This is a genomic window from Streptomyces capillispiralis (genome assembly GCF_007829875.1).
Classification (GTDB): Bacteria; Actinomycetota; Actinomycetes; order Streptomycetales; family Streptomycetaceae; genus Streptomyces; species Streptomyces capillispiralis.
In genome coordinates, this window is record NZ_VIWV01000001.1 from 5577778 (window position 1) to 5594747 (window position 16970).

The 16970-nt window shown below is 67.4% G+C and carries 14 protein-coding genes; 12 read left to right on the top strand and 2 right to left on the bottom strand.

The genetic code is table 11. The annotated features are described in order from the left end of the window. Nucleotides 1-34 precede the first annotated feature (34 nt). The 3 genes from FHX78_RS24320 to FHX78_RS24330 all read left to right on the top strand — a co-directional run bounded on the left by FHX78_RS24320 (nt 35) and on the right by FHX78_RS24330 (nt 7653). Entirely contained in the window at nt 35-1285 is a 1251-nt protein-coding gene (locus FHX78_RS24320; RefSeq protein WP_145872136.1) for a restriction endonuclease-related protein, read from the top strand. Continuing rightward, nucleotides 1282-4581 carry a hypothetical protein gene (locus FHX78_RS24325; RefSeq protein ID WP_145869534.1) on the top strand — a complete coding sequence of 1100 codons (3300 nt, stop codon included), beginning with the start codon at nt 1282-1284 and terminating at the stop codon, nt 4579-4581. Before FHX78_RS24320 ends, FHX78_RS24325 begins: the two co-directional genes overlap by 4 nt. A gap of 171 nt (nt 4582-4752) precedes the next feature. Further along, on the top strand, nt 4753-7653 hold the full coding sequence (locus FHX78_RS24330) for an RNaseH domain-containing protein (protein WP_229924186.1): 2901 nt from the start codon (nt 4753-4755) through the stop codon (nt 7651-7653). A gap of 127 nt (nt 7654-7780) precedes the next feature. Here the strand turns inward: FHX78_RS24330 and FHX78_RS24335 are convergent, their stop codons facing one another. Continuing rightward, entirely contained in the window at nt 7781-8221 is a 441-nt protein-coding gene (locus FHX78_RS24335; protein ID WP_145869536.1) for a pyridoxamine 5'-phosphate oxidase family protein, read from the bottom strand. 412 nt (nt 8222-8633) lie between these two features. Between FHX78_RS24335 and FHX78_RS24340 the strand changes: the two genes are divergently transcribed. The 4 genes from FHX78_RS24340 (at nt 8634) to FHX78_RS24355 (ending at nt 11793) form a co-directional block, all read left to right on the top strand. Then, nucleotides 8634-8828 carry a hypothetical protein gene (locus FHX78_RS24340; protein ID WP_145869537.1) on the top strand — a complete coding sequence of 65 codons (195 nt, stop codon included), beginning with the start codon at nt 8634-8636 and terminating at the stop codon, nt 8826-8828. Nucleotides 8829-8916: 88 nt separating this feature from the next. Then, nucleotides 8917-9450 carry a hypothetical protein gene (locus FHX78_RS24345; protein ID WP_145869538.1) on the top strand — a complete coding sequence of 178 codons (534 nt, stop codon included), beginning with the start codon at nt 8917-8919 and terminating at the stop codon, nt 9448-9450. 3 nt (nt 9451-9453) lie between these two features. Then, nucleotides 9454-10569 (top strand): MAB_1171c family putative transporter, encoded by a 1116-nt coding sequence (locus FHX78_RS24350; RefSeq protein ID WP_145869539.1) that lies wholly within the window; start codon nt 9454-9456, stop codon nt 10567-10569. 27 nt (nt 10570-10596) lie between these two features. Further along, nucleotides 10597-11793 (top strand): amidohydrolase family protein, encoded by a 1197-nt coding sequence (locus FHX78_RS24355; protein WP_145869540.1) that lies wholly within the window; start codon nt 10597-10599, stop codon nt 11791-11793. 42 nt (nt 11794-11835) lie between these two features. Here FHX78_RS24355 and FHX78_RS24360 read toward each other — a convergent pair whose 3' ends face one another. Next, nucleotides 11836-12705 carry a helix-turn-helix transcriptional regulator gene (locus FHX78_RS24360; protein WP_229924187.1) on the bottom strand — a complete coding sequence of 290 codons (870 nt, stop codon included), beginning with the start codon at nt 12703-12705 and terminating at the stop codon, nt 11836-11838. Nucleotides 12706-13147: 442 nt separating this feature from the next. On the opposite strand from FHX78_RS24360, the gene FHX78_RS24365 reads away from it, so the two are divergent. The 5 genes from FHX78_RS24365 (at nt 13148) to FHX78_RS24385 (ending at nt 16914) form a co-directional block, all read left to right on the top strand. Continuing rightward, nucleotides 13148-13468, top strand: a complete 321-nt coding sequence (locus FHX78_RS24365; RefSeq protein WP_145869541.1) for a transcriptional regulator — start codon at nt 13148-13150, stop codon at nt 13466-13468. 1 nt (nt 13469) lies between these two features. Further along, nucleotides 13470-14489, top strand: coding sequence for a hypothetical protein (locus FHX78_RS24370; protein ID WP_145869542.1), 1020 nt, complete (start codon nt 13470-13472; stop codon nt 14487-14489). Then, the gene (locus FHX78_RS24375; protein ID WP_145869543.1) at nt 14489-15196 is read left to right on the top strand and encodes an ATP-binding protein; all 708 of its coding nucleotides are present in this window, start codon (nt 14489-14491) and stop codon (nt 15194-15196) included. The genes FHX78_RS24370 and FHX78_RS24375 overlap by 1 nt, the downstream gene beginning before the upstream one ends. A gap of 117 nt (nt 15197-15313) precedes the next feature. Continuing rightward, nucleotides 15314-15880: a WhiB family transcriptional regulator gene (locus FHX78_RS24380; RefSeq protein WP_145869544.1), complete on the top strand. Its 567-nt coding sequence runs from the start codon at nt 15314-15316 to the stop codon at nt 15878-15880. Beyond that, nucleotides 15877-16914: a DUF2637 domain-containing protein gene (locus FHX78_RS24385; protein ID WP_145869545.1), complete on the top strand. Its 1038-nt coding sequence runs from the start codon at nt 15877-15879 to the stop codon at nt 16912-16914. Before FHX78_RS24380 ends, FHX78_RS24385 begins: the two co-directional genes overlap by 4 nt. Nucleotides 16915-16970 lie beyond the last annotated feature (56 nt).

Genomic DNA, 16970 nt, shown 5'->3' on the forward strand with positions numbered 1-16970 from the left:
CTGTCAGTGCCCTGTCGTAGGGTTCCGGCTCGTGATGCAAGCTGACGACACAACAGGCATTCAGCAGACGCATGCCCTGCTGGAAATCGTCAAGGCGTTCGCCGTGTGTGAGCACGCGATCGCCAGCGAGGAACTGGACGGCCCGAAGCGTCTGGACCGGCTCATCGAGGCCCACGGGATCCTGATGGCGGCGTGCGGCCCCGGGCATCTGATCCGCTTCGAGGAACTGCTGGGGAGGCTCACCGGTGACCGGGCAGGCTCCCTGGAGGGTTTGCTGCCGGACTGGATCGACACCCGGGCTCTCGCCGGCGTGCGGCTGATGGACAGTGAGGGAGTCGCCACCGAGGACGGGTTCGACTTCCGGCACGAAGCCCAGCGCGTCATGCGGGCCGCTCAGAAGGTCGGCAAGTTCAGCGGGCAGGTGACGAAACCCAAGCTGGATGACGAGTACAGCCAGGAAGCCGTCTTCAGCGCGATCAAAGGCCCCTTCTACGAGAGGCACCGCACCACGCTGGTGGAGAACCCGACGGTCCCAAAGGGAAGCCTCCCCGACCTCAAGCTGCCGTCCCGGGCGAACGACTTCTACAAGCCGATCTCCCAATATGCGCAGTACAACGGTTGGTGGTGGCCTTGTCCCGCCTGCAAGTGGCCGATGAAGGTGGCAGCCACCCGTTCCGGTGCACGCATCCAGGGCAGGGTGCGGTGTCTGTACCCCTGGCACGAGGAGACCGGCGCGTCCTACGAGTTCGTCGTGACCGCTCGGAAGAAGTCGGCACCCACCCTGAGCCCGACGTTTGGGTGCAGAGTCCCGTCCGGACGTTTCGCGGCACTGTGGACCGGGGCCGTTCCGCAGCTGCCGGAGGCTCAGCCAGTCGAGGAGTACGTGGCGTTGGTGCGGCCCGTCTGGCGCTACACCGTTGTCCCCGGCCTCCCTGAACTGGCTCTTCACCGGGCTGTCGCAGCGGACCTTGAGGGCACGGCCTGGACGTCACACCTGTGGCCCAACGGAGACCAGTGCGATCACTGGATCACTCACCCGGACAGCGAGAAACCGGCGTTCCCCGCCGACTTCAAGGACTACACGTGGGTGAACCACCTGGTCAGCAAACTCCACATGGACGGTGGCGACCGAGGAGGAGCGGAGTTCCTGGTCGTACCTGACCACCGCCAGGAGCAGGTGGCCCAGCTTGACATGGTGTGCCGCATGCACGGGATGAAGGCGGCGATGATCGCCACCGACTACGTCGAGATGGTCATCACGGGAGTCAAGGAGGGCCGGGCGTGAGCGGGGAGATGACGGGCCGGGAAGCCGGCCTGGCGGGGGCACTCGCACTGGCGGCGCACTACTTTCCGCGCAAAGACGACGAGGGCCTGGTGCTGGCCGGTTTCGAAGAGGCTTCCTTCTTCGCCCACCGCAAGCCGCGGGCGTGGTCGGAGTGGGCGAGGCTGCCGGTGGCCGAGAGGAACGTCATCCGTCAGGTGATGGTCCTGATGTCGCCGGAGTGGACGGACCCGAAGAAGCTCAAGGTGGCGGCCCTCGCGTTGCTCGGAGCCTTCGCTCTCGATGCCGACATGGCCGACAGGACAGGCGGTTCGCTGCGACTGCCGACCAGGGAACCCGAAACGGCCGACGCCGTCATTCCCCGGGTGGGAGGGAACTGCCTCGACTACGCGCGGCGTGTTGTCGGCCCCTTCTTCACCTTCGGCAAGCGCCCCAAGGCGCAGGCGTTCGCCGGCCCCGGCACGCACAGGACGAGAACCGCCTACCTGGGCAAGGAGCACGGCACGACCAGCCGTGACATCCACATCCAGGAGACCCCCGGCTTCCTTGAAGCGCCCGGTCACGAGGCTCTACCACAGGTGAGGACCCGTCCGCAGCGCGACCGTGTGGCACCGACGGTGAAGGAACTCCTGAAGGTCGCCAAGATCCTCAGCGGCCAGGACAAGAGCGTCGCCTACCTCCACAAGACCCTGAAGCGCTTCTTCAAGGGCATGAAGACCACCGACGGTGAGCTGACAGAACTCGACCTGACCTCGGGGGACCTCCAGGTCCTCAACGCCCCGACGGGAAGCGGCAAGACGGTCCTGGTGCGGGTCATGGCGTCCTGGGCGGCGCTCAACGACGTCCGGATCGCCCTCGCGGTCACCGACGTCCGGGCAACCCTCGACATGGCCTGGGACATCAACAACGACCTGGCCTACCTGCACAGGGAGAGACATCTCCCCGAGCCCGCACACTGTACTCCGCTGATGTCGCCGACGAGCATGCACCGCCGAGCCATGGACTACGCCGCCCTCAGCCCCTCCACCCAGATCGACCAGTGGGATCGTCGTGCCAGGACCGACATCGGGCTCCTGTCGGCCGGCTGCGCGCAGCGGGCCCTCATGGATCCCCCGAACCTGTACCCGTACGGCGAGGAGAACTGCACGTCGCTGACCTCCGCCGCCACCGGATCCACCCGGCACACCTGCTCCTTCGCCCCTGTCTGCGGCAAGTTCCAGCAGTTCTACCAGGCTGCCGACGCGGCCGTGGTCGTCACCAACCACGCGAACCTGCTGGAAGGCCGGACCCGCATCGGTGTCGTGCTGGACGGGCAGGAGTTCCGCGGCAAGGCACGCGGTACGAGGGGCATGAGCGTACTGGAGATGACGCTGCGGGCCTGCGACGTGATGCTGATCGACGAGATCGACGCCTTCCAGACGGCCGCCGTCAGCCGCTGCACCTCGGAGATCACCCTGGCGTCCCGGAAGCGGACGACCGCTCTTCGGGAGATCGACCAGGACGCCAAGAACCTTCCCCTCGTCCACGAGATGGACCTGGTCTCTCCGGTCAGCCACGCCCGCCTGATGGCCGAGATGCTGCTGCTGTGGCTCTGCTCCGGCAGCGGGTTGAAGCTGAACCCGGGCAACGAGACGGACAATCCCGACGGAGCCAGCCGTGACAACACCGGCTGGCGCCTGGCCCGCTCCCGGGACCGTGAAATCCTCCAGCTCCTCTTCCCCGACCAGACGGCCGGCGAGGACATCCCCCCTGAGCTCTTCGCCGTTCTCGAAGAGGTCATGCCCGCCCACTGGCATGAGTCCGAGTTGTACGAGGAGACCGAACTCCCCGAGGGAGCCGACTGGGAGGCCGTCCAGACAGCCCTGACAGTGCTTACCGCCCAGCGGGGCCAAGACCATCTCACCGACACGCGCGAGGAGATGCGCAAGCTCCTGGCAGTCGTCGTGCCGGATGCGTACAAGCGGTCAGCGGTGGTGAACCTACTGGTCACCCGTACTGTGCTCCGGGAACTCGACGCTGCGCTGGACAGTCTGCGCGAGCGGGCACAGACCCTGCGTTACCTGGACCTCGGGTCAGTCCGCAAGATCCTCGAAACCATGCGCAGCAGTACGGTCGCCACCCTCTATCCCCTGGCGATGCTGGGCCGGTCCATCCACGGCTACCAGGTGAAGGGAATGGACAACAAGGAGAAGGAGGCGGAACTCCTCTCCCGTTCCTTCGGTGGCGACCCGCACACCTTCGTCTCCGAACTCGGTGGCCTCACCGCTCTGCTGACCGCCGGAGTGCAGCGACCGGTCATGGGCCTGTCCGCGACCGCCTACCTTCCTCAGGCCGTACAGGAGCACATCCACGCCCCCGTGCGCTGGTGGCTGCCCGATACCCGCCCTGAGTCCATCGTCACCGTTCCCACGCCGGTTCGAGGCCGCAACGGCGACGCCATAAGGATCGGAGGACTCCCGCCCGAACTCAAACCCAACGCTCTGCGCGACCTCGGCAGGGGCCTGTACGAGCAGCAACTCGCCAAGCGCCTCGCCCGCCTGGAGAAACAGGAACCAGAACGAGCCCGCGTCATCCTCGCTGTCAACTCCTACGAGCAGGCCGCCTACCTCGCCTCGGGAGTGGCACAGGCAGACGGCCTGAATCACCGGGTCTGCCTGCTGGTGAAGAAACCGGAGAAGCAGAACTACGAGGAGCATCTCCCCGCCCACGTGGACAGGATGGTCCGGGAGGAGCTGAAGGAGTTCCCCGACCGCGGTGAGATCCTGATCGCCCCGCTCGCAGTCATCGGGCGAGGCCTGAACATCGTGGTCGGTACCCGCTCGGCGGTCCGCGACATCTACCTGTGCGTGCGTCCCGTCCTCAGCATCGAGGACACCGACTGGATGCACGCGAGCGTCAACGCTGCCGGAGTCAACTCTCTTCCCGCTGACGGTAGTGACGAGCCTCTTCCAGTCCTGCGAAAGGCCAGCGAAGCCTCGTGGAAGCAGCTCTCCAAGATCCTTCGCTCGCCGGCCCGGTTCTCCAACATGGACCACGACCTCCGCAAGGAACTCGTGGCAGGCATGCTCGTGCTGCTCATCCAACTTGCCGGCCGAGCTCGCCGAGGCGAGACCGACATGACCCTCCACATCGTGGACCACTCCATTCACGACAAGAAGTTCAGTTCGGACCTGGCCACGATCATCAAACAGATCTACGCCGACTGGAATCCGGAGCAGCGCGAGATCATGAACGAGCTCTACGGTCAAGCGCTTCAGGCATTCCTGACCTACGCGGGTCTCGACCGCGACATGATTTGAACCGTCCACTGCCAGTCTCCGCCTTTTCGAGACGGAGTTGCGACCACTTCCCTCTGCCCGGGGAGAGGAACCAGAAAGACGAGGTAACGCCCAATGGGGCGAAGCAACAACCAGCGGGATCTCACCGCACGCACCACCTCGATCAGGTGCACCAGGGAACTCCTGCACGGCATGACCGCCATGGTCTGGAACTTCGGGGACTATCACTCGCCTACACGCAAGGCGTGGAGGGATCTGAGGGGTACGGCGGCGCAGAACAGCAAATGGATCAAGAACGAACAGGAATCGGACCCGTTCCTCGTTCCGTACTCCATCGCCGTCACCGTTCTCCAGCAGATCACTGACGGTTATGTCTACCTGGACAAGCACCTGGCGTTCATGGTGACGCTCAACCCCGTGAGGCCCGAGATCCTCAGGGACGTCTTCGCCTACCTGGAAGGAATCGTCCGCAAGGTTCCTGTGGACGAGATCCCTTTGAGGGACGTCCCCGACCTGGCCAAGCGCATCGCGGACACAGTTCCCCAACGCCTGAGCCTCGCCGACAACATCCTGCCCAAGGACGACGGTAAGCCCGCCAGCCCCGACAGCTGGGCTTACGAGGCGGTGAGGTGGCACATCGCCAAGAAGCTGGCTTCCGTGTCGTTCGAGGACCGGGAGATGGAGCCGGTCCTCGAGGAGTACGAGGGCAAGAACGGTGAGACCAAGTACAGGACCGTCGACTGGCAGCCCTCAGGAAACGTCGCGTCGTTGGACTACCGGCCTGTCAGCAACGGTGACCTGATCGCGTGGGACAACCCTATCGGTCCGGTCTTCGCGGGTCTCGCCCATCCGGTGGACCTCGGTGATGCGGTCAAGGCCCGGCCTGAGAACCCCACCCGGGCGCAGGTCCAGTACGCGCTCTCCCGCCTGTCGATCAAGATGGCCACGTACACGGCCGAGCCCAACCCCATCCTGAACCTGAACGCGCACATCCGCCGTGTCAACAACACCGTGATCCACTCCAGCACCGTCCTGGTGGACCAGGGGAAGGACCGGCCGCTGCTCTCCCTGTCCCTGGACGGGCGTGGCCTGCGTCAGACGAACAGGCACGCGTTGGAGATCCTCGCGAAGATGGACGCCGACAGGACCTCGCTCAACGCCATCGAGGAACGCGTCGCTGACGAGCGAAGCCTGCTCAACGTCCGGGACGAGAACGGCAAGAGGATCGACATCCTGACGCCACCGCCCGGGGCGATCCGGCCCACGATGCCGAAGACGGACTCCTTCGCCGTCGGCACGGGTGCCGGCACCCACCACCTGGCGCTACTCCAGGAGCACATCGGTCGTGCTCTTGGTGACAAGGTGTCCGCCCTTGAGCTGAAGTCGAAGGGGAACATCTTCGGCAAGCGAGCCCATGAGTCGGCAACCTCCGCCGAGGGCAAGGACAAGACGCGGAAGAAGGAGAATGGCGAGTACGTCGACCTGGTCGGCAAGCCCTCGCCGGAGAGCATCCGTCGCTCAATCGAGACGGCCGGGTACAGGACCCTGCGCATCCTGTGCCTGTGGTACCGGGACGAGACCCGGATGCGGATGATCCACGGCCTGGCCCACCCCTACGGCCTCGACCCGGACGAACTCGACCCCATCGACGGTGAATCCGTCCCCCTCGCGCCTGGCATCGAGGCCGTCTTCTGCAACGCCGAGGAGCTTCTGGCACACGGTCCCGCTACCCAGCGTGCCTCGGACACAGAAAAGATCACCAGCCGGTTCGCGGAGACCGGCGTTCTTCTTGCCGCCTGGTGCGAGACCGAGATCCCTGTGCGAGGCGAAGAGCACGAGGGAATGAAGCCCGCCGATGTGAAGAAGGCCCTTGAGGAAAGCGACGCCAAGCACCAGGTCGTGCGCGAACTGGCCAAGGCCACGGTGCCGTCCCAGTTCCTCATCGGCAGGGTGTACGACCCCTTCACCAAGACCTTCAGCATCGTCAAGAAGCCCAAGAAGGCCTTTGAGGACCACCGCGTCTACATGGGCCTGTTGGATCTCTACCGGTCGTGCGGAGTGGTGGACGACCGCTTCGAACGAGCCCTCTACCCGAACGACGACCCCTACCCGCTGCCCCGCATGGCGTTCGTCGGTATCCACATCCGCAAGCAGGCCACCGATCGCAAGTTCAAGGGGGAGCCAAAGAGGATCATCTGCGCCAGCGCGATCATCCCCTCCCGGAAACCCGGCGGCCCCTGGCGCATGCTCGGCTGGAGCAACATCCACCCGGAGTGGGAGCACTACGCCTTGGCGCAGAGCAACTTCCACGCCGCCAACTACCCCCTTCACACGGAGGACGGGGACAGCGATTTCCAGCGCTGGGCACAGGCTGGCGAAGACGTCCAAGAGGCTCTCAAGGACCTTCACGACGAACTAGACGGACTCCCGTATGCCCTGATGATCGACGGCCACGCATGCCGCCGCGTATGGCCTGGCCTCCAGAACAAGAAGCAGGGCCTCAGCAAGGACACCGACGACCCCCGCCTGTGGCTTCCCGGAACCGGGCTTCCTCTTTCCTGGAACCCCGTCAGCATCCTTCGGATGAACTGCAGGCAGGCAGAGATGCCGCGACTGGTCTCCGTCACCGAGAAACAGAAGAACGGCAAGACCGTCACCCTCAAGACCTCAAGCGACCTGTATTACCCGGAAGACCGGCCCGAAGGCCACCCCTGGTTCCTGTTCACCGTGCCCCGCAACTACGGCAAGAAGCGCCACGGACAGTGGAAGACCCGCTGGCGTGCCGACCCGGGCAAGGCGTCGAAGAACGCCGATGAGCGCAGGGAGAACGAACTGAACTCGCCGTGGTACAGCATGACCACGCGCGAGATCACCCCCATGTACACGCGGAAAGGCTACGACCGGGAAATCCTGGCCGTCGCCGCGGCCCGGCTCAGCCACCAGGCCATCTCCTGGTCAGACCGGACCCGATACCCCGCTCCGCTCCACGCGGCGCTCCAGATGGACCTCGGCCACCCCCAGTACCGACGCTCGGCGCCGAAGGACCCCGAGAGCGTCGAGATCCTGAACGCAGCCAACGGCATCGACGCGTAGGCGCCGGGCATTGACACACGGCAGCCCGTGTCCCGCATCGGGACACGGGCGTCCTCGTAATGGGGCGCGAAAGAAGCGCGGACCTGCGGGCGAGGAGATGGGGCTGTGGTTGGCGTGTGTGGGAGAGCTAGGCGGCAGTTCTTGCCTTACCCGGTTGGGAGGAGCTCACCTGCCCCATCGCCCGGTCGATCGTGATCTCGATGACCACGCGCTCCGGATCCGGAGTCGGCGTCCGTCCGTACCGCTCCCCGTAGCGCGCCACAGCGTCCTCCACGGCGACTGGGTGGGTGCGAACTTCGGCTGTGCCCTCCAGCGTCGCCCAGCGCCCTCCGTCTACTTGGCAGACGGCTACGCGTGCCTGGCCGGGAAGTGCCGCCTGAACGTTGGCGACTTTCCTGCTCGATTTGCGGGTGATAACCCGAGCGATACCGGCGTCGGCGTCCACGGTGACCCCAACCGGCACGACATGCGGGCGGCCGTCCGGACGGAGTGTCGTCAGAGTGCACAGATGGTACTCACGCCAGAACTCCAGGTAGCCGTCGCCTTGGTTGTGTATCTCGCTGCGCATGGCCGGAAGCGTAACGGCGAATCACGCGTCGACTGGCTGAAAGTGGGCATGGCCACAGCTGCTGTCCGTCGCGAGAGTGGGAGATTTCTGCGCCATATGAGGCTAGTTGAGCGATTTGGGAACGGCGGATATATCTCGGATTGATAACGAAGCTGGCGCTCCCGGGTGCGCTTGGCGTGGACGCGTCGCTTACGTGAATTGCCAGCTCAAAAGCATGATCTACAGTCACGTGCATTAATTTGGTGCGATTTGTTGGGTCGCTGTTGGTGTGGCTTCAGGGGTCGCTTTCGGCCAGGTCCTCGTGTGGGCTTCGCGTAGCCTCCGATGCAGTTCCCAAAGCCCGCCGCAAGTGCTTTGCGATCTGTCATCGATCGTTCACGCCAGCGACGTTGGTAGCAGGTGGGTCTGGGGTGTGCGCACCCGTGTGGTCCACGGGTCGGGGCGTTCGCGGCACGACGAACTGCTCTCGATGCTCGTGATCACTTCGGTTGCGTCGGTGTGGCGGGGACTGGACATCGTCGAAACGGGCGCGGCCGTCGCTCGGCTCAGTCTCGGAGCCATCCACGGCTGGGACGGAGGGATCACCGATGTGGCCTGGAAGAAGTGACCGCGACGCAGCTCAGCCCAAGGCTCCTGCGCAGGACGGAGTGAGCCGTCGGCGGTTGGGAAGGTGGCGTACCGCTCCGAAGCGAACGGTGGAGCGAGACCTGCACCGCCGACTACGACGCGAGCTCCAGAGCCTCGGCATCCAACCGCCGCTGGACGTGAAGGAGCTGTGCCGGGCGCTCGGCGAGAGGCGTGGGCGCCCGATTGTCCTGAGGCCCTTCCCGCTGGAGAAGCCCGGACCGTCGGGACTGTGGGTCGACACGCCGCAGATGGACGTGGTCCTCTACCAGCAGGAAACAACTCCCCTGCATCAGGACCACATCATCCTGCACGAGGCGTTCCACTTCATCGTGGCCGAGGACGAGCCGGCTGAGGAGGAGCAGGAAGCTCCGGACGACTTCGTCGAAGGCTGGGCCACGATGATCCCGGTGCTTGATCCCGGCCTGATCCGGCGTGTGGCCCGCCGGTGCTCGTACGACGACGGGGAAGAGTGCGCCGTCGAGCTCGCGGCCACGATCATCCTGGAGTGGTCGTCGGTGCTCGACCACGTCACCCCGCTCTCCGAGGATCCCTCGGTCCGACGGGTTCAGGCGGCGCTGGGCGACCGGCGAGGGTGGCTCTGACCCATGACCGAAGTGATCCTCCTGGGCCTCGCGGTCGCGGTCGTCTGGAAGCTGTACCAGTGGTCCCGAGCGCCTCATGACGCGCCGCTTCGTTCCGTCACGTTGTGCCTGCTGAGCGCCGCGCTGTCGTATCCGCTGGCCATGCCTGGCGGCGCCTCGGGCGTCGATACCGTGGCCGGGCACGGCACCGCGAAGCTGATGCAGAACGTGCTGCTCCTGCTGACCGTCTACTTCCTGATGTGCTTCTACCTGTACTCGGCCGATGGGCAGGCCGGTCGGCTCCGTGCCAGGCGGGAAGCACTCCTCGTCGCGGCCGTGGCATTGGCGATCACGGTCGCCGCGCTGTCGGTCCCGCACGACGTGTTCGCCGGTTCCTTCAGCACGGCGGACATGACGATTCCCCAGATCGCCTTCTTCTACGGCGGCGCCGGCCTGTACCTCATGTACGCCCTCGGTGCCGCCGGCCGCTGGACCCGACGCTATGCCCGAATGTCACGGCGCCCGCACGCCACGGGCCTGTGGATGGCCGCCATCGGCCTCAGCGCGATGGCGGTGGCCTGTGCGGTCCGAGCGGTCTTCGTCGCCATTCGGTGGAGTGGCGGAACCGTGCCGCAGCCCCTCATGGCAGGTGTCGCGTTCCTGCTCGTGGTGTCCATCCTGCTCTTCTTCGTGGGCGTCACCTACCCGGGGGCCCGCGCGAGGGTTACGTCGGCGCGGCTCTGGCTGCGGCGTCGCCGTGACCACCGTCGGCTGGCTCCGCTGTGGCAGCTGCTCGCCGAGGCGTACCCCGAGAACGTGCTGCGGCCCGCTTCGTCCGGGCTGTGGGACCGGTGGCGGGCGCGCGGTGTGCACCGTCGCTACCACCGACGGATAGTGGAGTGCCGTGACGGACTGGTCGATGTCAGCCCGCACCTGGTCGACGCGTCGGAGGACATCGAAGTGCTCGCTCTCCCTCCGGCCGTGTTGGCGGACCGCCTTCGGCGCGCTGTGGACACGATGGGGAAGGGCTCGCTCGTCCCCCGTCCGGCGGTACGGCTGGCCGTGCCCGAGGAGGACAACCGAGAAGCGGACGTTCGTCAGCTGATAGCCGTGTCGGACGCGCTGCGCCTGTCTGCCTGACCGCACCGAAGATCAAGGAGAGACCAGATGCTGATCACCGCAGGACGGGTTCTTGTCAGCTCCGGGAAGTACCTGGACGACGGCGCCATCCTCGTCGAGGGAGACTCGATCACGGCGGTGGGACCACGCGCGCAGCTCGCGGGGCGGGTCGGCACGGACGTGGAGCGGCTCGCGTTCCCCACGGGAACGATCGTGCCCGGCCTCATCGACGCTCACGTCCACCTCGCCTTCGACGGAGGCGCGGACCCCGTGGCCGTGCTCCAGGCGTCCAGCGACGAGACCCTGCTGAGTGACATGCGGCTTCGCGCGGAGCAGCTCCTGGGCAGCGGTGTGACGACGGTCCGTGACCTGGGTGACCGTGACGGCCTTGCCCTGCGCTTGGACGAGGAGATCGCCCGTGGCGGCAGGCCGGGCCCGCGCATCGTGTCCGCGGGTACGCCCGCGACGCCTCCCGGCGGGCACTGCCACTTCCTCGGAGGTGAGGTTTCCGGTGTGGCTGAGGTCCGTGACCTCGTGCGGTACAACATCTCGGCGGGCGCCGGGGTGATCAAGGCGATGGTTACCGGAGGCGGTCTGACCAAGGACGGGCCGAAGAGCTGGCAGAGCCAGTTCACCCTGGAGGAACTCCAGGCCCTGGTGGACGAGGCCCATCAGACCGGAGTGCCGGTGGCAGCCCACGCTCACGGTACGGACGGCATCGTCGCCGCCGTGGCAGCAGGCGTCGACACGATCGAGCACTGCACGTGGATGACGAACGACGGCTTCGACCTTCGCCAGGACGTCCTGAAGCAGATCATCGACCGGGGCATCGCCGTCTGCCCTGCCGTCAGCCCTCACTGGCAGATGCTCCCCCGCATCTTCGGCGAGGAACGGGCGGCTGCCATGTTCGACCTCGTACGGCAGATGGCGGAGGCCGGCGCAAAGCTCATCGCCGGAACCGACGCCGGGGTCCAGCGCACGGGGTTCGACGGACTGGTGCCCGCCCTGTCGTTCTACGCGCACCTGGGCCTGCCGAACAGCAAGATCCTCGATATGGCGACCGCCGACGCGGCTGGCGCGCTGGGGCTGGGCGACACGACGGGGCGAATCGCTCCCGGGTTCCGGGCGGACCTGCTGGTGGTCGACGGAGATCCCCTTGAGGACCTCACCGCGTTGCAGGCGGTCCGGACGGTGGTGGCAGCAGGGCAGCGGCACGAGCCGCGCGAGACGACCGCACAGCCGTAGGTGACAGCACGTCCGGGGCTCTTCGGAGTCCCGGACAGGGTGCTACTCGTTCGCCTCCGGTTCTCTCTGCTCCAGCTCCGTGACCAGGTCGTTGACGAATTCCATGACGTTCGCCGGCAATCCCTGGGAGCCCGTCCCCCGACCCCTGACCCGGCCCACGGCCCCGCTCCTTGACGCTGACAGGAGCCGGAGGCCCTCGTAGACCTGACGGGCCACGGCATCGTCCGGCTGGAAGTACATCGGGGACACACCGAAGAAGGCGGCCAGGCCCTCAAGAACGACGGGCGAAGCCGTTTCCGCGACACCGGTCCGGAGATCCCGGACGCCCTCCCCGGTGATGACCTTCGACCCGGCATGAGCATTGACGGCGTCGGCGATCTCCGGGTCCGTCGGCGGCCCCTGCTGCCCGGGGTACGAGCGCTCCAGGATCAGAGTGATCTTCTCGCCCAGTGTGCCGGGTGGCCCCGAGGAGACCGGGACGGTGCCGCCATCCTCGGCGGACTGGCCGGCTTGTGTCTCCTGGGTCTTGGCGATCGACCGGTCCTCTGCCCGCCGCAGCTCCTCCTCGCTCACCCGGTACGCCGCCGCCAGGGCCGGGACGTACTTGTCTTTGAGCCGCCGCTCCCCGCGTTCGGCTCCCGCCACCGGACCGGCGCTCTTGGTTCCGATCAGAGTTGCCGTTTCGTACTGGTAGTAGCCGGCATCGCACCGCAGGTCCGTCAGATCAGGCAGTCCGGTACGCGGAAACAGGCCGTCCAGCCCTCGGTTGAGGACGCGGGCCAGCGCGGGCAGCTTCTCCGCATCGGGGACAGCATCCCCGGATTCCCAGCCGGCGACTGTCGAGTCGGCCACGCCGAGGGCCGCGGCCACCTCGGCCTGCGAGATCTCGGCAGCTCGCCGCACCGTGCGCACGCGGTGTCGGTCGAAGTGACGAGCAGACATCTCACCCTCGTTTTTCGTCAAACCGAAGGAACATCGGTGCGTTGACTTTTTCGTTGAGTCGGAATAGCTTCAGCCTAGCGAAAGACGGGGGGCTTTGCACGCTTACTCGATCTTCGCCTTCGGCCCCCTCTGTGACGCCTCCGATAGGGCTGGATCTTGGTGCGACCTGCGCATATGTTCGTCGTCGCTCGCCGGGCAGCCCGCCTGGGGAGCGACGGCAAGAAGGAGGCACGTATACGAGACGGGCAGATCGACCGGGCCGGGTAAGCCCGGAAAACTGCACCGGCGCCCGGGAGCTACCAACTCCTGGACGCCGGCCGGCACCCCGAAGGCGCCGATTCACATCTCGCGGGCAGCGGGGCTTTTGCACGAGAACCGCCGCACCGCACTCCTACGAACAACGGAGTATCACATGCTCGCCATGCCGAGCGAAACCCCGGCATGCCCGGACACGGCCCACCGGCACCGCCTCGCGGCCCTGCTCGCCGACATGATCCCCGGGGCGGCCACCATCCGCGTCAGTCTCACCGATCCCGCGCAGACGTGGCCCCACCCGCACACCGTCGCCAAGGACGCGGGCGGGGCAACGGTCGAGCTGAGCCGGACGACCGCCAGGGTCGCGGCACGCTGGATCATGCGGGTCTGGCCGGACGTGGACTGGCCCCGCCCTCACACCCTCGACCTCACCACCGCGACCCTCACCCGCAGCGATCTCGTCGGTCGAGGCCGCTGACATGGCACGGATCCGGACCATCAAGCCGGAGGCGTTCTTCTCCGAGTCGCTCGCCGAGGTGAGCGTCGAGGCGGAGCGGACGTTCTTCGGACTTCTCACCCAGGCCGACGACCACGGCCGCCATCGCGACAACGCCGCGATCATCGCGGGGCTGCTCTGGCCCCTGCGGGCCGAGCACACGTCGGTCCACGTCGAGGACGACCTCCAGCAGCTCGCCAACGCGGGACTGCTCTGCCGGTACACCGGCTGCGACGGCCGCCGCTACCTCCATGTCGTGACCTGGTCCGAGCACCAGAAGATCGACAAGGTCAGCCAGTCCCGGCTGCCCTCCTGCCCGCAGCACCACGCGGCAGCCCGGTGCGGTCCCTGCAAGGGGACCTGCACTCGGCACCCCGAAGCGTCGCCCACCCCTACCGGAGGACTCGCCGAGACTTCGCCGAACGCTCCCCGAACCCTCGATCCGCCCGCGCAGCCCGCCCCGACGCCTCCCATCCCCCCGAGCGGGGCCCCGGCCGCACGGCAGGAACCCTTGGTCGGCCTCGACGGCACCCCTGATCACAGTGACGAGAAAGCCGCAGGTCGGGAGGCATTCGCCGAGGGCTCACCGAAGCCTCCCCGAAGCCTCCGAGAGGGCTCGGTGCCTGGATCTAGGATCTTGGATCCTGGATCTTCATTCCCTACGGGGCGCACAGCGCCCGCCACCACCGTCTCGGTCAACGACCTGATCGGCGAGTACGTCGCCGCGTGCGACGAACGACCGCCCAGCGACGTGATCGGACACCTCGGCCGCATCGCCAAGAAGCTCCTCGGCGAGGGCATCGCGTCGGAGCACGTCCGCGCCGGACTGAAGCGCTTCGCGGAGATCCAGGGCCACCCCAGCCGCCTGCCGAGCCTGGTCAACGACGCCATGAACGCACGAGCGTCCGGTTTGGCGCGGCCGGGAATTCGGCCTACCGTGCCCGCTCACCAGGCGTGGACCAACCCGGTCGACGCTGCCGCCGCCTACGCCGAGGAGCTGTGATGCGCACCCGTACCCGCGACCCGCAGACTCTCGGCGGCGCAGGAACCCTGGACCGGATGGCACGGATCCTGGCCGCCCGCAACATCGACCCGGCAGCCGTCGCCGCCTTGGTCGACGAGCCCGAATCCTTCTCCCCGCTGGATGCCCTGTTGACCGCGATGCCCCCGCGCTACCAGGGTGCGGTCGCTGACCACCCGCAGGTCCTGGCCTGGGCCAAGGACGTCGCCCAGCAGGCTGTCGCCCCCAGTCTGGGAGCCCGGCGGCAGGTCACAACCGGCCCAAGCCTGCTGATGGCCGGCGTGGTCGGCGCGGGCAAGACCCACCAGGCGTACGGGGCGGTCCGACAGCTGGTGCAGACCGGAGTGGGCGTGCGGTGGCGCGCGACCACGGCCGCCGACCTGTACGCCGACCTGCGCCCTCGCCCCGGGGTGGACAGCGAGCGGGAGCTGGCGGCCGTCAGCCGATGTCCTCTGCTGATCATCGACGACCTCGGCGCGGCCAAGGCGTCCGAGTGGGTCGAGGAAGTGACCTACCGGCTGATCAACCGCCGGTACAACCACATGCTCCCGACGCTCATCACCACCAACCTGGCGATCAAGGACCTCCGGGCCTACCTCGGCGACCGCGTCACCTCCCGACTCGCGCAGATGACCACCCGGGTCGAGTTCGAGCCGGTCGACCGCAGACGCCACCGACCCGCCGCCTGACCCACCGCCGGCCGTACCGCCGGGCCGCGCCTGCAGCGCGCCGCCCCATGCACCTCCCGACCCAGCGCACCCCTCCGCCGACGCCCCTGCGCGCGGAGGGCGATCGGAGCAACCCGCATGACCACCACGACGATCAGCCCTGCCCGCCACCGGTCGCTCGGTGACCACACCTGGCAGGACCAGGCCGTCTGCCAGAGCACCGAGTACAACCCGGTGGACCCCGGCATGTTCTTCCCCGAGCCCGACGAGACCGCCAAGATCGCTGCGGCGAAGTCGCTGTGCGGCCAGTGCCCGGTCCGCCGTACCTGCCTGGACGCCGCCCTGGAAGGCGGCGACACCCACGGCATACGGGGCGGGATGACCGAGGAGGAGCGCGAGCCGCTGCACGAGAACATCGCCGGCCGCCTCGACTACAGCCGGGTCAACGCCACCGTCGCCGGGCGTGACGTCCACCTCACCAAGGCCGAGCGCCGCGCGGTCGTCCGTGCCGCCTACCGCCACGGCCTCACCGAACAGCGCCTGGCCTGGCTCCTGAAGATCAGCGAGGAGCACGCCCAGAAGCTGTACCGCGAAACCCGCCGAGCCCTGCGCAACCGAGACCTGGAGCAGACCACGCAGAACACCCCACCCCCTGAGACCGACAGCAAGCAGCTGGGCCGCGACGACTTCGGAACGGCGGCGTGAGCATCGCGAGCGCGCCGAGCACGGCGCATGTCACCGGGTGGGACCGCGCGGTCGTCATCGCCCTCGGTGGTGCGGGATGCGCCCTGTCGTACGACGCCCTGCAGCAGATGGCCGTTGCCATTCACGTCCGGGGGCTGCTGACCTACCTCTTCCCCTTGGTGATCGACGGGTTCATCGCGTACGGCATCCGCGCTCTGCTGGTCCTGCGCGACGCGCCGCTGCGCGCCCGGCTTTACGTCTGGACGCTCTTCGGCACGGCCACTGCTGCCAGCATCTGGGCCAACGCGTTGCACGCGGTCAGGCTCAACGAAGAGAACACCTCGGCCACCGGGCTGCGGCTCGGAGACACGGTGGTCGCGGTGCTGTCCACCATCGCCCCGCTGGCCTTGGCCGGAGCGGTGCACCTGTACATCCTCATCGCCCGGGGGCCGGTCAAGGCCACCGACCGAAGTGACCGCGATGGCCTCGGTCAGGCCGGTCACCCCGGTCAGCGCGTGCGTATCCCGGTCACTCGGACTGAACGGGCTGGTCAGCAGCAACCGCAGCCCGGTCAGGTGGGCGCCGGACAGTCGGCCACCGCCCTGACCGACCGGCCCCGCCCGTCCCTGGACAAGCAGGCCCCGGCTGCCCGGACACTGGCTGGGGGCAGTGCCCCAGCGGACAGTGGCAGCCCGGACAGCAGCCATCGTGACAGGGAGACCAAGGCCGCTGACCTGGGCGGACAGCCGGACACCACCTCGGCGGTCAGTGACCGACAGACCGTCACCGAGCCGGTCACCGGTCACCCGGACAACCTCCCGCCGGTCAGTGACCGTGCCCCTCGGACAACCGGTGGTCGGCGGCCTGACCCGGACACCGAGGAGCTGCTGGAGATCGCCCGGTCAGCGGTCAGGGCCGAGGACAAACTGACCCGCAAGGTGGTCGCCCAGGCGATCCGCGGTCAGCAGATCCCGCTCTCCAGCGACACGCTGACCGCCCTGATGGTCCAGCTGCGTCAGCAGCACGGCCAGTCGGTCACCACCTCCCGGAACTGACCGCACACCCCATGGGGCGGTGACCGAGCCGGAAACCTCGGCCGGTCACCCGCCCC